At 67.3% G+C, this 20218-nt stretch carries 19 protein-coding genes; 8 read left to right on the forward strand and 11 right to left on the reverse strand.

Features of this window, described 5'->3' with window-relative positions:
• Nucleotide 1: 1 nt before the first annotated feature.
• Nucleotides 2–883: a sirohydrochlorin chelatase gene (locus tag Q8Z05_RS02480; RefSeq protein ID WP_305941926.1), complete on the reverse strand. Its 882-nt coding sequence runs from the start codon at nt 881–883 to the stop codon at nt 2–4.
• A gap of 60 nt (nt 884–943) precedes the next feature.
• Between Q8Z05_RS02480 and Q8Z05_RS02485 the strand changes: the two genes are divergently transcribed.
• Complete coding sequence (locus tag Q8Z05_RS02485; protein ID WP_305941927.1) at nt 944–1615, forward strand: trimeric intracellular cation channel family protein; 672 nt, start codon at nt 944–946, stop codon at nt 1613–1615.
• A 14-nt stretch (nt 1616–1629) separates the two neighbouring features.
• Nucleotides 1630–2055 carry a hypothetical protein gene (locus tag Q8Z05_RS02490; RefSeq protein ID WP_055802665.1) on the forward strand — a complete coding sequence of 142 codons (426 nt, stop codon included), beginning with the start codon at nt 1630–1632 and terminating at the stop codon, nt 2053–2055.
• Between the two features lie 144 nt (nt 2056–2199).
• On the opposite strand, the gene Q8Z05_RS02495 is transcribed toward Q8Z05_RS02490, so the two are convergent.
• Nucleotides 2200–3036 (reverse strand): DUF559 domain-containing protein, encoded by an 837-nt coding sequence (locus Q8Z05_RS02495; RefSeq protein WP_305941928.1) that lies wholly within the window; start codon nt 3034–3036, stop codon nt 2200–2202.
• A 28-nt stretch (nt 3037–3064) separates the two neighbouring features.
• On the opposite strand from Q8Z05_RS02495, the gene Q8Z05_RS02500 reads away from it, so the two are divergent.
• Nucleotides 3065–3199: a hypothetical protein gene (locus Q8Z05_RS02500; RefSeq protein WP_305941929.1), complete on the forward strand. Its 135-nt coding sequence runs from the start codon at nt 3065–3067 to the stop codon at nt 3197–3199.
• A gap of 223 nt (nt 3200–3422) precedes the next feature.
• On the opposite strand, the gene Q8Z05_RS02505 is transcribed toward Q8Z05_RS02500, so the two are convergent.
• The 3 genes from Q8Z05_RS02505 to Q8Z05_RS02515 are packed head-to-tail and all read right to left on the reverse strand — an operon-like array spanning nt 3423 to nt 6655.
• A complete protein-coding gene (locus tag Q8Z05_RS02505) occupies nt 3423–4526 on the reverse strand; it encodes a polyprenyl synthetase family protein (protein ID WP_305941930.1) in 1104 nt (367 codons plus the stop codon).
• A gap of 9 nt (nt 4527–4535) precedes the next feature.
• On the reverse strand, nt 4536–5870 hold the full coding sequence (locus tag Q8Z05_RS02510; RefSeq protein ID WP_305941931.1) for a geranylgeranyl reductase family protein: 1335 nt from the start codon (nt 5868–5870) through the stop codon (nt 4536–4538).
• 11 nt (nt 5871–5881) lie between these two features.
• Nucleotides 5882–6655 (reverse strand): demethylmenaquinone methyltransferase, encoded by a 774-nt coding sequence (locus tag Q8Z05_RS02515; protein WP_305943462.1) that lies wholly within the window; start codon nt 6653–6655, stop codon nt 5882–5884.
• A gap of 86 nt (nt 6656–6741) precedes the next feature.
• Here Q8Z05_RS02515 and Q8Z05_RS02520 point away from each other — a divergent pair, with 86 nt between their 5' ends.
• The 4 genes from Q8Z05_RS02520 (at nt 6742) to Q8Z05_RS02535 (ending at nt 10886) form a co-directional block, all read left to right on the forward strand.
• Nucleotides 6742–8139 carry an isochorismate synthase gene (locus Q8Z05_RS02520; protein ID WP_305941932.1) on the forward strand — a complete coding sequence of 466 codons (1398 nt, stop codon included), beginning with the start codon at nt 6742–6744 and terminating at the stop codon, nt 8137–8139.
• Nucleotides 8140–8372: 233 nt separating this feature from the next.
• The gene (locus tag Q8Z05_RS02525; RefSeq protein ID WP_305941933.1) at nt 8373–9176 is read left to right on the forward strand and encodes an ABC transporter substrate-binding protein; all 804 of its coding nucleotides are present in this window, start codon (nt 8373–8375) and stop codon (nt 9174–9176) included.
• A 94-nt stretch (nt 9177–9270) separates the two neighbouring features.
• Complete coding sequence (locus Q8Z05_RS02530; protein WP_305941934.1) at nt 9271–10062, forward strand: amino acid ABC transporter permease; 792 nt, start codon at nt 9271–9273, stop codon at nt 10060–10062.
• Nucleotides 10063–10073: 11 nt separating this feature from the next.
• Nucleotides 10074–10886, forward strand: coding sequence for an amino acid ABC transporter ATP-binding protein (locus Q8Z05_RS02535; protein ID WP_305941935.1), 813 nt, complete (start codon nt 10074–10076; stop codon nt 10884–10886).
• A 98-nt stretch (nt 10887–10984) separates the two neighbouring features.
• Here the strand turns inward: Q8Z05_RS02535 and Q8Z05_RS02540 are convergent, their stop codons facing one another.
• Both Q8Z05_RS02540 and menD read right to left on the reverse strand, forming a co-directional pair.
• Complete coding sequence (locus tag Q8Z05_RS02540) at nt 10985–11959, reverse strand: type IV toxin-antitoxin system AbiEi family antitoxin domain-containing protein (protein WP_305941936.1); 975 nt, start codon at nt 11957–11959, stop codon at nt 10985–10987.
• Between the two features lie 161 nt (nt 11960–12120).
• Nucleotides 12121–13917, reverse strand: a complete 1797-nt coding sequence (menD, locus tag Q8Z05_RS02545; protein WP_305941937.1) for a 2-succinyl-5-enolpyruvyl-6-hydroxy-3-cyclohexene-1-carboxylic-acid synthase — start codon at nt 13915–13917, stop codon at nt 12121–12123.
• Nucleotides 13918–14193: 276 nt separating this feature from the next.
• Between menD and Q8Z05_RS02550 the strand changes: the two genes are divergently transcribed.
• Nucleotides 14194–15294, forward strand: a complete 1101-nt coding sequence (locus Q8Z05_RS02550; protein WP_305941938.1) for a LacI family DNA-binding transcriptional regulator — start codon at nt 14194–14196, stop codon at nt 15292–15294.
• Nucleotides 15295–15317: 23 nt separating this feature from the next.
• Here the strand turns inward: Q8Z05_RS02550 and Q8Z05_RS02555 are convergent, their stop codons facing one another.
• Genes Q8Z05_RS02555 through Q8Z05_RS02570 form a run of 4 tightly spaced genes read right to left on the reverse strand, consistent with a single transcriptional unit; the run spans nt 15318 to nt 20073 of the window.
• A complete protein-coding gene (locus Q8Z05_RS02555) occupies nt 15318–16730 on the reverse strand; it encodes a glycoside hydrolase family 32 protein (protein WP_305941939.1) in 1413 nt (470 codons plus the stop codon).
• A 24-nt stretch (nt 16731–16754) separates the two neighbouring features.
• Nucleotides 16755–17657 (reverse strand): carbohydrate ABC transporter permease, encoded by a 903-nt coding sequence (locus tag Q8Z05_RS02560; protein WP_305941940.1) that lies wholly within the window; start codon nt 17655–17657, stop codon nt 16755–16757.
• Between the two features lie 8 nt (nt 17658–17665).
• The gene (locus Q8Z05_RS02565; RefSeq protein ID WP_305941941.1) at nt 17666–18655 is read right to left on the reverse strand and encodes a carbohydrate ABC transporter permease; all 990 of its coding nucleotides are present in this window, start codon (nt 18653–18655) and stop codon (nt 17666–17668) included.
• Nucleotides 18652–20073, reverse strand: a complete 1422-nt coding sequence (locus Q8Z05_RS02570; RefSeq protein WP_305941942.1) for an extracellular solute-binding protein — start codon at nt 20071–20073, stop codon at nt 18652–18654. The genes Q8Z05_RS02565 and Q8Z05_RS02570 overlap by 4 nt, the downstream gene beginning before the upstream one ends.
• Nucleotides 20074–20218 lie beyond the last annotated feature (145 nt).

A 20218-nucleotide genomic window follows, 5' to 3' on the forward strand; every position in this document is an offset into this window, starting at 1 on the left:
GTCACCTAGGGAAATATTTCGTCATGAACCGCCGAAGAGCCTTGAAGAAGCCCTTGGGCTGTGCATGGTTCGGGGGCGTGGCGGGGGCTTCAGTGGTGGGTGCCGCGGGTGCACTTGCGGGTGCTGCCGCTGATGCTGCGGGGGCTGCCGGCGCCGGCGCTGCCGGCGTGCCCGCCACGGCGGCCACGCCGGCCACGGCGGCGTCATAGCGGTCCAGGGCGATCTCGGCCATGATCCGGGACGGCAGCAGCGGCTCCGTCACAATGTCCGCATCGGCTTTGGCCAGCTGGTCATGGAAGAACCCGTGGGCCAGCAGGTACGACGCGATGATTACCCGTCCCTTCCCCTCGCCGCCGGGGAATTCGTCGCGGAGGGAGGCGACGGCGTCGGGTACGGACGGTTTGGCGGCCGCGCCGTAGGCGGGAACCACCCTGTTGCCCCGCAGCGCCCGGAGGTGTTCGGCGAGTTCTTCAACGCTGACCGAGGCCTTGGGGTTGGTGGATCCGGCGGCAGCCAGCACCACGGCGTCGTGCTCGGTGGCCCCGGTCTCGCGCAGCCGCTGGTCCAGGATCTCTGCCAGCCGCGGGTCCGGTCCGAGCGGCTCCGACGCAACAGAACCCTCCCTGCCGCGTGCCGCCTTCGCGATGTCCACCTTGGTGTGGAAGCCCACGCTCAGCAGCAGCGGAACGATGACGGCCTGCTCCCCGTCCGGCAACCCGGCCATGACGTCCACCAGGTCCGGGTCCTGGACATCCACGTAGGCTTCACGGACATCCAGCCCGGGGCGCAGGGCGCTGATGTCGGCACGGAGGCCGCTGACCTCGGCGGCGCCCAGCGGGCTGGACGTTCCGTGGGCACAGGCGATCATGATGGGGCTATTCATAGGGGCTAGCGTAACGTTGGAGCCGCCCCATCCGCCCCTTCACCTTGACCGGGACGCCCATTGACCATCTCATTCGACGCCGTTCAGGTATGGCTGGATCTGGCCGGCGTTTTCTTTTTCGCGGTGTCCGGATCCCTGCTGGCGGCGCGGAAACAGTTCGACATCCTCGGTTCCCTGCTGCTGGCCTCACTGGTGTCCCTCGGCGGCGGCGTCATCCGCGACATCATCCTCAATGACGGCCCTCCCGCGGCGTTCACCAACCCGGCCTACCTGGCTCCCCCGTTACTGGCCACGGTGCTGGTCTATTTCCTCTTTTCCAGCGTCCAGCGCTACACGTCGCTGCTGATGCTGTTCGACGCCGGCGGGCTGGCACTGTTCTGCATCACCGGCACGCTCAAGGCGCTCTCTGCCGGGATGAACCCGGTGGCGGCGGTCCTGCTCGGGGTTACGACGGCGGTGGGCGGCGGCCTGCTGCGCGACATCACTGCCAATGAGGTGCCCCAGCTCTTCGACCCGAAGGACCTCTACGCCCTCCCGGCGTTCACCGGGGCGGCCCTGACCACAGCGCTGTGGGTTTCGGGGTCGTTCAACGCGGTCACCGCGGGGGCCGTTGCCGCCGTCGTTTTCGCGTTCCGGGTGACGGCATGGCGCCGTTCCTGGCGCGTTCCGCTGGCCGTCCGGGGGTGGCACCGGCTGGGGCTGGGGGCGGCCGAAAACGGTGGCCGGGATTAGCTAGGATAAGAACCATGACTGACATGTTCCTCGAGAAGTTCCGCGCGCTTGTTCCGAAGTATCTCGAAGACGAATGGCAGGAAGAGGACGGGCTGTCCCCCGAGGAACTCGACGAGGCCCTGTCCGAGCACCAGTTCCAGGTTCCGCTGGTCCTCCGGGAGTTCTACCAGGCAGTGGGCGGCTGCGAGGACCTCATGGAGGCGTACCACTACTTCTGGGACCCCGAGGAACTCGAAGTTGATGACGAAGGCTTCCTGATGTTCCTGGAGGACGAGGAAGAACAGTTCACCTGGGGTTTCCGCGTGGGCGACCTCGGCGTCCCGGACCCCATCGTGTACCGCCGCAACAACGCCCGCGGCCAGTGGAAGAGCGAAGAAGGCACGTTCTCCGAGTTCGTGTTCGACATGTTCGAGTGGGCGTTCGAGGGCGAAGAGGACTAAGTTCCCCGGCTCCGCCGCTTGCTTTCGGCGGCCTGCGCGGCCTAACCGGGGCACTTCGACACGGACACGCCGAGGGCTAAGCCTGTTCCGCGGTTTCTTCGCCCCAAGTGCCCCACGACGGCGGTCGAATTACGACGGCGGCAGTCACCTCGCGCTGAAGCCTCCCCTTCGGCACCGCTCCAGCACCCGCACCACCTCGGCCACCATGCGCTGCGGGTGATTGACGACGTCGTCGTAGCCGTACCTGAGCCCCAGCCGTCCGCCTATGACAGTGGCATTGTTGCGCGTCCGGTCCTTCCTGACCTGGCGGGGCTCAAGGTGCAAGCCGCCGTCGGTCTCGACCACGAGGCACTCCTCAATGAGGAAGTCCACCTCTCCCACTCCCGGAAGCTCCACGTGCCGCCGGACATGCAGCCCTGCCCGCCGGAAGTGGAAATTGGCCAGCACTTCAAGGATGGAATCCGCCCTCGGGATCACGTTGTCCAGGACGGCCCGGGCGCGGGCGTTGCGGTTTCCGGGGAGCTTGCGGCGTAGGAACTCCACAGTGATGTCTCCGCGTTGGGCAGCACACTGGACCATCACCAGCGCTTCCAGTTCCGGCAGGCAGCGCAGGGCGTGAATCAGCACATCGGCCAGACCGGCGACGGGCAGCCAGGGATGGCGCTGATGGGAACACCTTCCATGAGTAAGAGTTCCCGGTGGCGCGGACTTGTGGCCGGGGCTCAGATGAATGGTTCCAGTGTCATGCAGCGTCCAGAGCCCGTACGTTGGCGCGGCCGACAGGCACGTCAGCACGGCATTGTGGCTTAGCACCATCGCCAGTGCGCTGGCTGCGGGCAGGCTGTAGATGCCCCGCCGGATGCGCACAATGCGCCCCGCCGCCAACGCTTTGTCGCGGGCAGTATGGGTAAATCCCGCGGCGCGGAGGGCCGACGCCTTGGCGACGCCTGCCCGTGCACGGAGGAAGGTCTCGATGTCCATGTTTCCAAGGTCCCCCTGAGGCGGCCGGATGGGCAGATCGGGGCTGCGCCATGTGGACAACCCGGCCGGCGGGGGGCACTTCGACACGGACTCGCCGCAACCCGAGGCCGGAACGGCCTTCCCCTGGCTCAAAGTGCCCCACGACGGACGCAGGCAGCGGTAAAAAATCTTCCACGAACTGTGACACGCCGATTAACACTCCGGCTCGCATTTGTGACAAACCTGTCATAGACTGTTTCACGGATCCACTAAATGCCTCCGGTGGATCTGATGCGAACGGAGAAATGGCCCCGGTTCGACGCAGCGTATGACTCGTATTGCTGCAGAGAACCGGGGCCATACCGTTTCTAAGGCCTCAGAGTTGCGGCCTCCCGGCCTTCAGCAAACTAGCTGGCGCGGTCCACCACGGCCAGTGCGAAGCTGGTGAGGGAGTCCTTGACCACGCCTTCCGGCAGCGGCGCCAGGGCGGCGATGGCTTCATCGGCCCAGGCACGCGCCACGACCCACGATTCCGCGGTGACCCGGTGGTCGCGCAGGCCCGCCACGGCGGCGGCGAGTGCCTCGTCCGAGGAGAGGTCGCCGTCGATCAGTTTCAAAAGTTCGACGGCGGACTGGTCACCTTCGGCGGCGGCGTTGCGCAGGAGCAGCACCGGCAGGGTGGGCACGCCTTCGCGCAGGTCCGTGCCCGGGGACTTGCCGGACTTGACCTTGATGCCGGTGACATCGATGACGTCGTCGGCAAGCTGGAAGGCCACACCGATCTTCTCGCCGTACTCCACCAGGAGCGGTTCATAGGCTTCGTCGGCACCGGAGAAGATCGCGCCGAGCTGGCCGGAGGCAGCCACCAGGGAACCGGTCTTGTCCGCGATGACGGACAGGTAGTGCTCCACGGGGTCCTCGTCGGGGCGCGGTCCCACGGTCTCGTGCAGCTGGCCCAGGCACAGCCGTTCGAAGGTGCGCGCCTGGATCCCCAGCGCACGTGAGCCAAGCTCGGACACCAGGATGGAGGCGCGGGCGAAGATCAGGTCTCCGGTGAGGACGGCCACGGAGTTGCCCCAGACCTCGTGGGCCGTGGGGGCGCCGCGGCGGAACGGGGCCGAGTCCATCACGTCGTCATGGTAGAGCGTGGCCAGGTGGGTGAGTTCAACCACCACGGCGGCCTGCACCACGGCCGGCCGCGAGGCGTCACCGAGGTGGGCGCAGAGCAGGGCCAGCAGCGGGCGGATCCGCTTGCCGCCGGCTTCCACCAGGTGACGCGACGTTGCGTCGGCCAGCGGATCGGAGTTGGCAATGGCCTCGCGGAGCTTCTTTTCCACACGGGCCAGGTTGGTGGTGATGGCGGGGCCCAACTCCGGGTCTGCCGCGATGGCTGCGAAACCGGCCGGCAGCTGGAGTCCTGTGGCGATCGCGGTGGTGTTGGGCTCGGGCTCCCTGGTGTCCGGCAGGCCGTGTCCGGCGTGGGTCCAGCTGTGCTTGGCAGAGTTCGTCACGGGTTAACCCTAACTTTTTGTTGCGGAAACCGCGGAGGTGTAGCTGGACGGGGACAGGGAGGTGTTGGACGTGGCAGGCACCAGGGCCTCCAGCAGCCTGATCACCCTGTCCTCGAATCCCTTGGCTGATTCATCCGTGACGTTGGCCATCAGCCGGACGACGAACTTCATGAGTGCGGGCAGCGGCATCCCGGTGCGCAAAGCGAGCTTCATCACGGACGGCTTGCCGATCACCGAGGCGAACGCGCGGCCCAGGGTGAAGTGGCTCCCCCACTGGCCGCGCACATAGTCCGCGTACCCCTTGAAGTGGAGGTCGGCGTCGTCGTGCGTCCACTTGGCGTAGCGGCTTTGCCATGTGTTGGCGTCAATGACATATTCGGCCGCAAAGCGGGCGGATTCCATCGCGTAGGAGATGCCCTCACCGTTGAACGGGGACACCATGCCGCCGGCGTCGCCCAGGAGAAGCAGGCCCGGGTAGTAGTGCGGGGTGCGGTTGAAGCCCATGGGCAGGGCGGCGCCGCGGATTTCGCCCACCTGGTTCTCGGGCGTGAAGCCCCATTCGGCGGGCATGCCGGCGGTCCACTCGCGCAGCACCTGCTTGTAGTCGAGCTTGCCGAATTCCTTGGAGGAGTTCAGGATGCCCAGGCCCACGTTGGAGGTGCCGTCGCCCACTCCGAAGACCCACCCGTAGCCGGGAAGCAGTTCGCCGTCGCGGCCGGGAAGTTCCAGCCAGCCTTCCATCCAGTCGTCGTCGTGGCGGGGGCTGGTGAAGTAGGTGCGCACGGCGACGCCGAGCGGGCGGTCGTCACGCTTCTCGATGCCGAGGGACACTGCGGTCCGGGAGGAGTTTCCGTCTGCGGCGAGGACGACGTCGGCGTGGAAGTCGCGCGTCTCCCCCGTCTTGCGTCCGGACTCGTCAAGCAGTGCGGCGCGCGCGCCGATGACGCGCCCGTCCGCTGTGCGCAGGGCTTCGGTGACGCTGTGCCCTTCGAGGATGGTGGCGCCGGCGGCTTCGGCATGCCGGGCCAGTTCCTCGTCGAAGCCCAGGCGGGTGCGGATCAGGCCGTAAGTGGGGAAGTCGGACACTTCGGGCCAAGGCAGCTCGATGGTGCGGCCGCCGGCGATCAGGCGGAGGCCCTTGTTGCGCCGCCAGCCTGCGTCCTCGGAATGGGGCAGGCCGAGCTTCTGGATCTCGCGGACGGCACGCGGAGTGAGGCCGTCACCGCAGACTTTTTCGCGCGGGAACCTGGTTTTTTCCAGCACCGTGACCTGGATGCCGGCCTTGGCGAGGTAGTAGGCGGCAGTGGACCCTGCGGGGCCGGCGCCGACGATCAGTACGTTCACGGCAGCTTCGGCTAGCCCGCGGGCCGGATGATGTTGCGGCGGAGCTTCGCGACGGGGCCGGTGTGGTTGGCGATGGCTGCGGCGCTGCCGGACACGGGCTTGTAGGCGCGGTGGACGGCCACGATGCCGCCGCTGAGGTTGCGGTAGGTGACCTTTTCCCAGCCCGATTCCTGCAGCCAGCCGGCCAGGTGGTCCTGGTCCGGCCAGGCGCGGATCGACTCGGCCAGGTAGACGTAGGCGTCCGGGTTGGAGGAGACCTTCACGGCGATGGCCGGCAGCGCGCGCATGAGGTATTCGGTATACATGGTGCGCCAGAGCGGAACCACGGGCTGGGAGAACTCGGCGATCACCAGCTTTCCGCCGGGCTTGGTGACGCGCAGCATTTCGGCCAGGGCCTTCTTGGGCTCGTTGACGTTGCGCAGGCCGAAGGAGATGGTGGTGGCGTCGAAGCTGTTGTCCGCGAACGGCAGGCGGGTGGCGTCACCGGCAATGAAGTTGATGTCCGGGCGGCGGCGTTTGCCCACTTTGAGCATTCCCAGGGAGAAATCGCAGGCGATGACGTCAATCCCCGCGTCGGCATACGGCTCGCTGGAGGTGCCGGTTCCGGCGGCGAGGTCCAGCACCCGCTGGCCGGCCTTCACATCCATCGCATCAACGACTACCCGGCGCCAGCGGCGCGTCTGTCCCATGGACAGGACATCGTTCACGACGTCGTATTTGGGGGCGACGTCGTCAAACATCGTGGCTACTTCGTCCGGACGCTTATCCAAGGATGCTCGGTTCACCATGACATTGTCTCAAATGTTGGGCGGACCCACGAACCACGGCGCGACACGGCGCCTGCCAGCCTCGGGAGTACTGTTGTCTCATCATGACGAGTACGTTCCCCGCCGGCATTATCAAGACCCTCACAGTCCCCCTGGATGGAAGATCATTCCCCGGGGGGCTGCCGTCGTTTCTGGTCCGGGACGATGTCCTCTGCTGGACCCGGCGCGAAGCCGGCCTGGTGGGCTTTGGCGAGATCGCCCGCTTCACCGCCACCGGCCCAGACCGCTTCCTCGAAGCCGACATCTGGTGGCGGCATCTGGTCCTCGAGGCGGACGTCACCGACACCGTGGACTGCCCCGGCACCGGACCGGTGGCCTTCGGCTCCTTCGCATTTTCCAAGGTGTCCACGCACCGCTCCCGGCTGATCGTGCCCGAGATCGTGGTGGGGGTCCGGGACGGCCGCGCCTGGCTCACCCAGTTAACGTTCGACGACGGCGAACTCACCGAAGCGGGCGCCCTCACCGCCCTGGAGCGCTGGCTGGACGCAGACCCGCTGGACGCTGTGGACGACGGATCCGAAACCCCGGCTGCCGCCGTCGGGCTCTCCCGGAGCAGCGGTCCGGGCGGCGACGCCGCACACCCGGCTACCGACGTCGTGCCCAAACTTGAAACCGGTTCCCTGAGCGAGCACGACTGGATGGCTGCCGTGGCGGCCGGCGTCGCGGAAATCCGCACCGGCAAGCTGGAGAAGCTGGTGCTGGCGCGGGACATCGTGGCCACGATTCCGGAGGGCGTGAACGCCGCCGAAATCCTCCGTCAGCTGGCCAGCCGGTACCGCGAATGCTGGACCTACGGCGTGGACGGCCTGGTGGGCTCAACCCCCGAAATGCTGATCCAGGTGGAGGGGCGCACGGCCCAGGCGCGCGTGCTGGCCGGAACCCTGGACCGGCGCGATGCCGAGGGGATGGACGGTTCGCCGCTGGAATTCGCCGAGCGCGTGCTGGCCGGGTCCGAGAAGCAGCGGCACGAGCACGAGATCGCGATCCAGTCCCTGACCACGCAGCTGGCTCCGTTCTCCGAGGCCATGAACGCGCACAGCGAACCGTTCATCCTGGAACTGCCGAATGTGTGGCACCTGGCGTCGGACGTGAAAGCGGAGCTGACCGAGGTGGAGGGCCACGTCCCCACCTGCCTCGCCCTGATCAACGCGCTGCATCCCACGGCGGCGGTCTGCGGAACCCCCACCACTGTGGCCGGGGCGCTGATCCGCAAGCTGGAGCACATGGACCGCGGGCCGTATGCAGGACCCGTGGGCTGGCTGGATGCTGCGGGGAACGGCGAGTGGGGAATCGCGCTGCGCGGCGCCGTCGTCGAGGCACCGGACACGGTGCGCCTCTACGCGGGCTGCGGCATCGTGGAGGGGTCCCATCCCGAGGCGGAGCTCGCGGAGACCTGGGCCAAGTTCCGGCCGATGCTCGAATCCCTGGGGCTTGGCACCTAGAGTCGCAGGGCGCCGCCGCGTCCGGGATCGCAGGTGCGCCGCCGCGATGAGAGTCGCAGGCGCGCCGCCGCGTCCGGGATCGCAGACAATGCTCCGGTGCGGGGGCTTGCGCTAGCCTCGGTATTAGTTATCCAATAGTGAAACTAAGTTTTCTGTGATGCACATCTCTTATTCGGCGATACACTATAAGCCGTTTTAGTCACGCATACCCCTGCAACAAAAGGTAAGAAACTATGCAGCCCATGTCCTCCGCCACGGCAAAGCTGGCCGCCAAGGCAGCCGCAATCCTCGCCGTCGGCGCCCTTTCCCTCACGGCCTGCGGCGGCAGCTCCACCCCCGCTGCTACCACCGCAGGCGGCGTCCAGCTCATCAACGCCGGCAAGCTGACCGTTTGCTCCGACGTTCCCTACGAGCCGTTCGAATTCCAGAAGGACGGCAAGATCGTCGGCTTCGACATGGACATCGCCGCCGAGGTTGCCAAGGACCTGAAGGCCGAACTCAGCGTTGTGGACAGCTCCTTCGAGGCCATCGAGACCGGCACCGCGCTCACAGGCTGCGATGTCTCCATCTCCTCGGTCTCCATCACGGACACCCGCAAGGCCGTCATGGACTTCTCCAACCCGTACATGGACGACGACCTGACTCTGGTGGCCAGCGAAGCGTCCGGCATCAAGGACATCGACAGCGCCAAGGGCAAGAAGGTGGGCGTCCAGCAAGCCACCACCGGCGCCAAGTATGCGCAAGAAAAGGGCATCGACGCACAGCAGTTCGAGGACTCGGGCCTCCTGGTGCAGGCTCTCCAGGCCGGCACCATCGACGCCGCACTGGGCAACCAGTCCGTCCTGGCGTACGCCATCAAGGACGACCCTAAGTACAAGCGCGTGGAGAACTACGCCACGGGCGAGAAGCTGGGCATCTCCATCAAAAAGGGCAACACGGCCATGGCTGACCAGGTCAACGCCACGCTCAAGCGCCTGACCGATGACGGCTCCCTGAAGAAGTACGAGACCACCTGGTTCGGCGAAGCCGCCAAGTAGCACCCCGGCCTGAGACCGACACAGTTGAGGCCCCGTACCGCTGGACGAGAGTCCGTACGGGGCCTCAACTGCGCAAAACGAATGTGAGAACACCATGGCAATGACCGCACGTCAACGAGCCAAAGTCAGCCTCTACGTCCAGGCCGGAATCTTCGTTGTGGCTGTGGCCGCTCTGATTCTGGCCACGGACTGGAAAACCATCGGCACCAGCGTCTTCAACTTCGCCAAGATCGGCCCGATGTTCCCGGACATCTTCCTTGTGGGCTTGAAGAACACCCTGATCTACACGGCCTTGGGCTTCATCGTGGGCCTGTCCGGCGGCCTGCTCCTGGCCCTCATGAAGCTCTCCAGCTTCCCGCTCTACCGCTGGATCGCCACCGGCTACATCGAGTTCTTCCGCGGCATTCCCGCCCTGCTGGTGTTCATCGCCTTCGGCTACGGTGTTCCGCTGGCCTTCGGCGTGCAGTGGAACGTGACCGTCGTGGTGATGATTTCGCTGGGCATGGTGGCCGCGGCCTACATCGCAGAAACGCTCCGCGCCGGCCTGCAGGCGGTGCCCAAGGGGCAGCTCGAAGCCGCCCGGTCGCTGGGCATGCCGCAGTGGCGGGCCATGGTGTCCATCGTGATCCCGCAGGCCTTCCGGATTGTGCTGCCGCCGCTGACCAACGAGGTCATCCTCCTGACCAAGGACTCCTCGCTGATCTACGTGCTGGGCCTGACCGCCTCGCAGTACGAGCTCACCAAGTTCGGCCGCGACGGCATCTCCAGCCTGGGCGCAGGGCTCACCCCGCTCCTCGTGGCGGGCGCCTTCTACCTGGTGATCACCATCCCGCTGAGCCTTTTGGCCCGGAAGTTCGAAAGCCGCTCCGCGCGGACGAAGCGATAGGCAGGACAGTCATGAACGACGTCGTACACAACTCCCCCGGTGCCGCCGGCGCCAGCGGATCCGTGCAGGCCGCCGGAGTTTCCCTCAAGGACCTCCGCAAGTCCTACGGCTCCAACGAAGTCCTCAAGGGCATCAGCCTGGAGGTCGCTCCCGGCGAGGTTGTCTGCCTGATCGGCCCGTCCGGTTCCGGCAAGTCCACCCTGCTGCGCTGCGTGAACCTGCTGGAGCAGCCCAACGAGGGCACCATCCACGTGGGCGGCTTCGAGGCCACCGACCCGGACGTGGACATCGATCGGATGCGCCGCAAGGTGGGCATGGTGTTCCAGCAGTTCAACCTGTTCCCGCACCTGAACGCCCTGCAGAACTGCACCATCGCGCAGACCAAGGTGCTCAAGCGCGGGCAGGCGGAGGCGGACAAGGTGGCGCACGCCAACCTGGAACGCGTGGGCCTGGGCCACCTCTCCGACCGTTTCCCGGACCAGCTCTCCGGCGGCCAGCAGCAGCGCGTGGCCATTGCCCGGGCGCTGAGCATGGACCCTGAGCTCATGCTGTTCGATGAGCCCACGTCGGCCCTGGACCCGGAAACCGTGGGCGATGTCCTGTCCGTCATGCGGAACCTGGCCAAGGAAGGCATGACCATGCTGGTGGTGACCCACGAGATGGGCTTCGCCCGCGAAGTGGCCGACCGTGTGGTGTTCATGGACGGCGGCGTGGTGGTGGAGGAGGGCGTGGCCGAGCAGGTCATCAGCGCCCCCACGCAATCCCGCACCAAGGAATTCCTGAAGCGCGTGCTGGACCCGACGCACATCGACATCTCGGAGTAGGTTTCTGCATCTGGCCGCCTTTCGACGCGGCCTGTGCCTTTCGACGCGCAAATGCCCTGGCGCACCCGGAATTCCGGGTGCGCCAGGGCATTCGCGCGTCATGGGACATTTCGCGCGTCGAAATCCGCTGAACGGGCACGACGGCGGGGCACCCCGCCCGCAGCCAACTTGCGCTCCAGCCGGCCCGGCTGCATCAGGTCGGCCCACACCCACCGGACCACGGTGAACCCGATAGCGCGGATCCGGTCCTCGCGGTATTTTTCTTCGACCACGACCTGGGACGGCGTGCGACCCCTGAGATACTCCGGCTTGAGGTACTTCTCCTCGCCGTCAAACTCACCAACCACCCTGGCCCGCTTCCAGTAGAAGTCGGCGTAACCGATCAAACCCTGTTCGTCCCTAAATTCCTGCTGGAGGACCGGCGCTTCAAAACCCGCCAAGTGGAGGAGCGAACGGCTGTAGGACTCCCCCGCGGAAGCGGATCGGGCATCAGCGAAGTCCAATGCCGCGAGTATCCTGCGCTGTCTGGTCGTGCTATAGATTGATCCCATTCCCGCCCTGATGTCGTCTTTGCTCAGGGCGGGCAACTGTGCGGCAGCGCCCGGCCGAAGTACATGGTCCAGCGGGACCACAGCCTCGGCGAAGGGGGTGAACGCAGCCAGATCCAGGACTGTGCGGAGCCGGGACGTGACGAGCAAGCCCTCCCGCCGGACCACTTCCAAGCCGGACGGGGCCGCGAAGTGGCGCCTGACCACCGCCCGTGACCTCCCGCCGTCGTTCGTCAGGGTCAGTGCTTGAACAGGGTGAGAGACGCCAATGGTGGGAACTCCCCACACACTTGCCGCTGAGTGCCTGGCAAAAATGGTGGGCTTTTCGAACATCTCCCCGGCCGCGCGAACCTGCAACCTATACTTCTGCCAGTCTTTCAGTTCCCGCCAAGCTGCCCCGTCCGCGTAAACGCCATGGCGAATCCTGACCAGGGCGCCGGAGCGCACCCGCTTCGCTAGGTCCTTGGCGGTAAGCCCGTGCAGCCCGCAGTCGCGGGCCAGGAGAAGGATCGGGAAGTCCGGCATGCATTCAAGCTGTCAGGAGCATGCCGCAGGCACCACCTACGTTTGCTCCTATGTGGAGAATCCTCGGGCAACTTTTCGACGCGCATCTTCTCTGGCGCACACGGAATACGGGGTGCGCAAGCACGTTTGCGCGTCGCCAGGCAGGCGGCGGCGTCCAAAAGCTACCCCAGCGCGCCCCGCGCTGCTTCCCCTACCGCCGCCTTGATGCGCGCGTGCAGCTCCCTAAGGCCCTGCCGGTCCGTGCGCACCTCAATGATGCTGCGTCCCTGGCGCGGTGCGGCGAGTGCATCGGCGAGTGCCGCCGTCGTACTTACCGAGCAATGTTCGACGCCGTACGCTGCGGCGAGTGCCGCGATGTCCACTGAGTGGGGAGTGCCGAAGAGCCGTTCGACGGCGTTCCCGTACGTTCCGGACTCCTGCACGGCGCCGTGTTCGAGGAGGTTGAAGATGGCGCCGCCGGAGTCGTTGAGGACCACGATGCGCAGCAGCGGATCGTTTTCGGCGAAGCCCAGGAGGAGGCCGCCGGCGTCGTGCAGGAAGGTCACATCGCCAACCAGCAGGGTGGTTTCCTGCCGGCCGCCCCACGCGATGCCCGTCGCGGTGGAGATGGTGCCGTCGATCCCGGCGAGGCCGCGGTTGGCGAAGACGGTGGCATGGGGTTCGGGGGCGGGCTGGCCGGCGAGGTCCACGTCGCGGATGCCGTTGGAGGACCCCAGCATCAGCTGCCCGCGCGTGTGCTGCCACACCAGCGCGCCCACGGCCGGTCCCGTCGGTGCCGGTTCGCCGGACAACACGCGGTCGAGCGCATGCTGGGCGGCGGCACCGGCCAGGAGCCAGGCGTCCAGCCACGCCGCGGAGCCGCGGCCGGAGAAGTCGGCGAGGTCGCTGAGGTTGTCCAGCGGGAGCTCGGTCCGGCGGCCCGGCTCGTACCAGGCCACGGGAAGCGGCTGGTACAGGGCCGAGGGCACGTCGGCGCGGCCCAGCAGCTGAGCCACGGGACGGGACAGGGTTGGCCGGCCGAACAGCACGACGCGCTCGATCGGCTGGGCGGAATCCGGGCCGAAGTGCTCCAGCAGCAACCGGTACGGGCCGATGGCGTTGGGCCCGAAGCGCGAGTTCGACGACGGCTCGGCCAGCAGCGGCAGGCCGTGGGCGCGGGCGAAAGCTTCGGCGACGGGCCCGGCGTCGTGCCCTGCCAGCACCACCGTGCGGCGCTCCTCCAGCGTGGCCGGCGCCGGCGGGAGGGTGAGCGGCTCGGGGCCGCGGCCGATCTGCCACGTCCTCCGGCCCGCTGCCTCCGGGAGGTGGTCGCCGGACGCCGGGACCAGCGGATCACGGAAGGCCAGGTTCAGCTGCACGGGCCCGGGCGGGGTGTCCTCAAACACCCCTGTGGCGGCGCTCAGGGCGGTTTCCACTGCGCGTTGCGGGTCCGTTCCGGCGGGAACGTCGACGGCGAACCGGACGTGCTCGCCGAAGAGGTCCAGCTGGACGGTGGTCTGGTTGGCGCCGGTCCCCCGCAGCTCGTCGGGCCGGTCCGCGGAGAGCACCACCAGCGGAACAGCGGCATGGTTGGCCTCCATCACGGCCGGCATCAGGTTCCCGACGGCGGTGCCGGACGTGGTGAGCACGGCAACCGGCGCTCCCGTGGACAGGGCCAGGCCAAGGGCCGTGAACCCGGCCGAGCGCTCGTCGATCCGGACCAGGAGTTCCACCCGGCCGGCGGCGTCGGCCTCCGCGAGGGCGTAGGCCATGGGGGCCGACCGGGAACCCGGCGAGACCACGACATACCGGACACCGCCGTCGAGCAGGGTTTTGACGGCGACCCTGGCGGCCTCGATCGCGGTGGGGGTGCCGGAGACCGATTCGGTGGGGGTGCCTGCGGGCTCGCCTTCGGAGAGGGGGGCATCCTCGGCGGCGGCGTAGGAGTTGAGCGGGTCCAGCGGGTTCTCAGAAGTCACCAAACCAGTCTGCCACCAACCCCCAACGCTCTCTCACCTCCTGCCGCCCCACCCCCCAACGCTCTCTCACCTCCTGCCGCCCACCCCCAACGCTCTCTCACTTCCTGCCGCCCACCCCCAACGCTCTCTCACTTTCTTCGACGAAGTGAGAGAGCGTGCGGCAAAACCCCGCAACAAGTGAGAGAGCGTCGTATAAGGAACCGGCGGGACAGCGGGGCTCACACGAGTTAGGTAAACTGCAGCAAAGCAGTGATTTCACTTCCGGAGGATCAGCCCATGAACCGCAAGGCCACCGCACTCGACGTCGCCAAGCTGGCGGGGGTCTCGCGCAGCGCTGTGTCGCTCGTGCTCAACGGGCGGGGCAACGGCAACGTGGCCCTCGAAAGCCAGCAGCGCATCCGGGAGGCCGCGGCCGCGCTCAACTACTCGCCCAACAAAATCGCCCTGAGCCTGCGCAATCAGCAGTCGCGGGTCATCGGGATCGTGTCGGACCAGGTGGTCACCAGCCCGTTCGACGGCAACATCATCGCCGGGGCGGACGCCGTGGCACGGTCGCACGGCTTTGTGACCATCGTGATGGACACGGAGCTGGATGAGTCCCGGGACGAAAGCGCCGTGGAAACCCTGCTGGACCGCCAGGTGGACGGTCTGATGTACGTCACCGTGGGCCTGCGTCCGCTGCATGTGCCGCCGAACATGGCACGCGTCCCATCGATCCTGGCCAACTGCTTTGACGACCGGCCCGAAGCAGGCCTTCCGGCAGTCATCCCGGACGAGGTCCGCGGCGGGCGGGAAGCCGCCGGGCACGTCATGTCCCTGGGCCACCGGGACATTGCGTTCCTCGCCGGGGACTCCCTCACCCCCGCGGCGCCCCGCCGGATCGAGGGCTACCGCGAGGCCTTCGGCAGCGCCGGCATCCCCGTGAACGAGGACCGGGTCATCCAAGTGGGCTGGGACACCGACGCCGGATTCCACGGCGCCATGAAACTCCTCGACGGCGTGGACCCGGCCAGCCGCCCCACCGCGATCCTGTGCGCCAACGACCGTCTGGCCATCGGCGTCGTTCTCGCCTGCTACCGGCTGGGCCTCAGCATCCCGCAGGATGTGTCGGTCATGGGCTACGACGACGAATTCCGCATCGCCAAGACCATGGTGCCCGCACTCAGCACCATGGCCCTGCCGCTTCGGGAGATGGGCGCGGAGGCCATGACGGCGCTGCTCGCCGAGGTGGGGTCCGCCCCGAACGGAAAGCACGACGACGGCGGCACGGCTCCCGGCGCCGCCGCCGGTACCGGCACTGGTACCGGCGGCGAGACGATGGTGCCCTGCCGCCTGGTGGTCCGGGATTCCACGGGCCCCGTCCCGGCCGGGCGCTAAGGCCGGCCGGGCGCCCACCAGCCTTAGGAGGGCTGGCTCAGCTCCCAGACCTCCGCCGTCGCGCCGGCCGGAAGGTGCAGCTGCCACTCTTCGCCGGCCGCCGGGTAGGCGCGCAGGGTCGTGGCCACGGAACCGCTTCGGTACACCTCCACCAGCGAGGCATCCACGAAGACCCGCAGCTCCTCCCCCGGCCCGACGGTTCCGCTGAACACAGTCTGCCGCGTGCCGTCCCCCACGAGCAGGAGTTCGACGACGGCGTCCCTGGCGCCCGAGGCTTCAGCACCGGTCACCACGGCCTCGGCAAACGGCGGAAGCACAACGGTCCCTCCGGCACCGCTGGCCAGCATCGCTCCCCGGTAGGCCTCGATTTCGGGGGCGGGGTTGACGGCAAGGGCGCCGTCCACCACCGAGAGCTCGCGCGGGAAGGTCAGGACACCTGCCCAGCCGGCTGCCTCGATGTCGTCCTGGCTGCGGCCGCGGCGTCCGTCGCGGCCCGGGCCTTCATTGGCCCAGCCCCACAGCAGGGCACGGTCCTCCAGCGCTACCACCTGCGGAGCGTAGAAGTCGCGGCCCAGGTCCGACTTTCCGCCGCCCCGGGGCGTGAATACGGGCAGCCCGGTGGCCGGGTCCTCGGTCAGGGAACCGACCAGGTGGCCCACGCCGTTGGCGTGTTCGTGCGCATCGCCGGAGAGCCAGAGCGAGAACATCATGAGCCAGGTTCCGGAGTCGCCGGCAGCCCCGGCACCGCCGGCGGCATTGTCCGGCACACGGACCAGCTGCGGGCATTCCCAGATCTCGGCCGGCGTGGATTCGGCAGCCACCGGGTTCTCCGAGGTCAGCCAGATGCCCTGGTACTTCCAGTCGGACATGTCCTCCACCGTGTACAGCAGCAACGCGGCGTGCCCGCTGGCCAGGCCGGCGCCCTGCATGGCGTACCGCTTGCCGTTGAACCGGAAGATGAACGGATCGCGGACCGCGGTGACCTCCCCGTCGGCGGGCATGGTAGCCGCCACGTGGCCGGTCTGCTCCCAGTGGACCAGGTCCGAAGAGCCGCGGGCGATGACCACCTGTGAGTGGCCGCCGTCGCCGCGGACGCCCGAGTACGCAGCGGTGGGAACACCGCCGTCGTCCGTCACCACACCGGTCCAGCAGCCGTACTCATCCGGACCGCCGGGCTGGGGGCGCAGCGCCACCGGGTGCTCCTCCCAGCGCACCAGGTCGGCGGAGCTCACGTGGCCCCAGGCGATCCGGTGGTGTCGGGCGGAGTCCGGGTTGTACTGGAAGAACACGTGGTACCGGCCGTTGATGTAGCTGATGCCGTTGGGGTCGTTGATCCAGCCCTGCGCGGGTCGCGGGTGGAACCGGGGGAAGGCGGGGTCGGGGTGGGCGGCGGCGACGTCGTCGAAGTGGACGGCGGCGAGGTCCGGGGAGGGCATGGCAGGGGCCTTTCAGTGAGTGGATTATTTGCCGGTGCCGGCGGTGAGGCCGTCCTGCAGTGCGCGCTGGCCGAACATAAAGACCACCAGCGCGGGGATCATGGACAGGACCACGCCTGCGAGCACCACGGAGATGCTGCCGGTTCCCAGGTTGCCCTGGAGCGAGACGAGGCCCAGGGGGAGCGTGAAGTTCTGCTCGGAGATGGTCAGGATGAGCGGGCGGAAGAATTCGTTCCAGTGGAAGTTGAACGCGAGGATCCCCACGATCGCCATGCCGGGCATCGCCAGCGGCGCATACACGGAACGGAATGTACGCCACGGGCTGGCGCCGTCGATCGCGGCGGCCTCGGCCAGCTCGGCCGGGAGCCCCATGAAGTACTGGCGCATCAGGAAGGTGCCGAACGCCGTCGGAATGGCCGGCAGGATCAGCGCCAGCAGTGTGTCCGAGAGGCCCATGCCGCGGATCAGCATGAAGACGGGCACGATCGTGACCTGCACCGGCACCATCATGGTGGCCAGCACGATCGAGAAGAGTGCGCCGCGGCCGCGGAACTTCAGGTGCGCGAAGGCGTAGCCTGCCATCGCCGCGGTCACCATCTGGCCCACCGCGATCAGCCCGGTCACCAAGGCGCTGTTGAGGACGAGCAGGAAGATATTCAGTTGCTGGAATACTTCACCGTAGGACGTGAAATCCGGGTTCCACGGGAAGAACGACGGCGGCAGCTTGAAGGATTCCGACGGCGACCGCAGCGACGTGGACAGGGTCCACAGCACCGGGCCCAGTGTCAGGGTTGCCGCGATCAGCAGCAGGACGATGCGGATGGCGAAGTTCCAGCTGAACCGGCGCCGGTTGGGTGACGTTTCCGGGAGGCCTTCCGAGAGCCGGGGGGAATGCCCAGCCAGGCCGTGGTCTGTTGTGGTTGTCATGGCTGGCCTTACTGGTAGAAGACGAATCGTTTGCTGAGCCGGAACTGCGCGGCCGTGATGGCCATGATGATCAGGGTGAGAAGCACACCGATGGCGGAGGCCTGACCGAACTCGAGGCGCTGGAAGGCCGATTCAAAGATGACCATGACGGCGGTGCGGGTGGAGTCGCCGGGGCCGCCGCGGGTCAGCACGTAGGGCTGGTCGAACACCTGCAGGGCGCTGATGATCGCCATCACCGAGGCCACCAGCGTGGTGGGGCTCAGCAGCGGCAGCGTCACGTAGAGGTGCTTGCGCCAGCCGGTGGCGCCGTCTATCGATGCCGCTTCGTATGTCTCCACGGGAATGGAGGCCAGGCCGCCGATGAACAGCAGGAAGGAGAACCCGAAGTTCTGCCACACGTAGACAAGGATCACGACGGCGGCGGACCCGCCCGGCGTGGTCAGCCACGGCACCGCGGGGATGCCCGCGAGGGACAGGAACCAGTTGACCACGCCGAACTGCTCGTTGAAGAGGTACCGCATGAAGATGGAAACCGAGGCCGCGGAGAGGATGAGCGGGAAGAAGAAGGCGGAGCGGAAGAATACGCGCAGCCAGGCCGGCATCTTCTCCTGCACCATGATGGCCAGTGCCAGGGCGAGCCCCAACTGGAAGGCCACGGCCACCACCACGAACAGGATTGTGTTCAGGAAGGACACCCGGACGGTGGGGTCCTGGACCACTTCGGAGAAGTTGTCGAAGCCCACGAAGGTCGGCGCCGAAATGATGTCCCAGCGGAAGAAGGCCAGGACCACGGAGGCCACAATCGGGATCAGGGTGAACAGGCCCATGCCCAGGATGGTGGGGGCCAGGAAGATCCAGGCCAGCCAGCGCTGGCTGTGCCGGGCTGATCCGGCTGTGGCGGGCCCGGCGGATCGGCCGGCGCCCGGATTAGCGAGTGCTTTTGCGGCCGGGCGGGCGGTCCGCTTCGGCCGCTCCCGGTGCGGGCTGGTGGTGCTCATGACTGCCTCCTCAGGGCCAGTTCAAGGTCGCGCTGCATGGACGAGAGCGCCTGCTTCAGCTGGCGTTCGTCGCCGCTGACGGCGAGCGATACGTTCTTCATCAGGGCCGTTTCGACGGCGGCCTGCTGCGGTGGCGCCGGAATGGGGCCAGTGGTGGGGAACCGGTCCAGGGTGTCGTAGAAGACCTTCCAGTGGGCGGGTCCCTTGCCGGCGTAAAGCTGCTCGTTGACCATGGAGCGGCGGGCCGGCGTCGTAATCGGGTTGGGGAAGATCAGTTCCATGGCCTCGCGGCTGGAGCTGAACTTGATCCATTCCCAGGCGGCATCCTTGTCCTTGGCGGTCTTCATGATCGCGTAGCCGGCGGTGCCGAACTGGTGGCGCTGGGTCTTCCAGCGCGGGAAGAACTGGACGTCGAAATCGTTCGCGCCCATCCCCGCCTCGTGGAGGCCCTGCACCCAGTAGCCGCCCGCCGGCGTGGTTCCGATGCGGTTGGAAGCGAAGAGTCCCACCAGGGAGCTGCCGCCGCCTTCCTCAGGGCGGACGCCGAGCCCGTCCTTGACCAGCCCGCGGAGGTAGTCGAAGGACTCGAACACACGGTCGTCATTCGCGTTGGGCTCCAGCCACTGGTACCCTCCGGAGCGGAGGCTGCGGGAGGGATCATTGGCATAGAAGCCGTCCCAGAGCCACTCCCCGCCCGTGGAGCGCGTTTCCTTCAGGAAGCTGGTGTCGTTCGCGTAGAGCCAGGGCACCACGCCGCCGAAAAGCCGGTTGGTCCAGTAGTACGGCGTGAAGTCCGAGGTCCGGGCCTTCCGCATGGCGGCCAGTCTGTTGCGGAAGTCCACGTGGGTCCAGTCGTCCGCCGGGCGCTCCAGTCCGGCCTGCGCGAACGCGGTGGTGTTGTAGTACATGTTGGCGGCGTTCCAGTCCATGGGGAGCTGGTACAGGCTGCCCTTGTACATGAAGGCCTCGACGAGGCTGGGGTGCACGTCGTCGAAGAACTCCCTCATGTCCGCGGCGTCGCGGCGCACGTATTCATCGAGGGGGTGGGCGAGCTTTTCCGCGAAGAGCTGGGCGCCTTCGGTGGCCACGTAGACCACATCCGGCGGGGTACCCGCGGCCACCATGGTGAGGATCTTGGTGAAGAAGTCTTTCCAGTCGACGGCCTGGATGGCCTGGACCTTGACCTTGATCTCCGGGTGGAGGCGGGTGAAGGCGTCGATGGCGCGCTGGCGGGCAGCGGCGTCCGCGGCGGTGCCCATGATGGCGATGCTGAGGCTGTTGTCCCCGCGGCCCGGAATGTCCGTTCCGGAGAGCCGCGGCCACGACGCCACGGTTGCTCCGATGATTCCCGCGCCGAGGGCACCCAGGGCGGTACGGCGGGTGATTTCCCGCAGGTGCCCGTTTGTGGCTCCGGTCATGTCAATTTCCTTCCTAACACGTGTTAGGAACTGTAGATGAACGACCTAACACGTGTCAAGCGTCACAATCCTGCCGATCCCAAATGCGACGCTCTCTCACTCCCTGCCGCCCTTTTCCGGACGCTCTCTCACTTCCTGCCGCCCT

Origin of the sequence: Arthrobacter oryzae (assembly GCF_030718995.1) — a bacterium.
GTDB lineage: Bacteria > Actinomycetota > Actinomycetes > Actinomycetales > Micrococcaceae > Arthrobacter > Arthrobacter oryzae_C.